Origin of the sequence: Streptococcus sp. HMSC064D12, from assembly GCF_001837205.1 — a bacterium.
Taxonomy (GTDB): domain Bacteria; phylum Bacillota; class Bacilli; order Lactobacillales; family Streptococcaceae; genus Streptococcus; species Streptococcus salivarius_D.
In genome coordinates this window covers 1-415 of sequence record NZ_KV831721.1, presented here as the reverse complement: position 1 = coordinate 415, position 415 = coordinate 1, and the positions used below count along the sequence as shown (strand labels likewise).

The following is a 415-nucleotide window of genomic DNA, read 5'->3' as shown; positions in this document are numbered from 1 at the left end:
TTCATAAGGTGTTTTCCAGTTAAGACATTTTCGTGGCCTATTATTAAGTTTGTTCTCCCATAGCTGAATAGTCTGATCATCAACCAATGTTAGATCACTACCCTTTGGAAAATATTCTCTAAGTAATCCATTCGTGTTCTCATTGGTTCCTCGTTGCCATGGAGCATGAGGGTCAGGAAAATAGACTTCAATGTTCAATTGATCACTCAATTTCTGATGATACGTGAATTCTTTCCCTCTATCAGGAGTTACTGTATACTTCGTCAAGGGTTCTAACAGTTTTACCATAGCTTCTATTACCAACTTGCTTTTCTTAACAGCTACCTTTTTGATTTTTAGAAAACGAGAATAACGGTCTGTTAGAGTCACTAAACAAGCTTTTCCAGTTTTACCTGCAACAGTATCGGCTTCCCAA

At 37.3% G+C, this 415-nt stretch carries 1 protein-coding gene; it reads right to left on the bottom strand.

Features of this window, described 5'->3' with window-relative positions; genetic code table 11:
* A partial coding sequence (locus tag HMPREF2697_RS00860; RefSeq protein WP_142350069.1) for an IS30 family transposase occupies window positions 1–415 on the bottom strand: 415 nt, incomplete at both ends.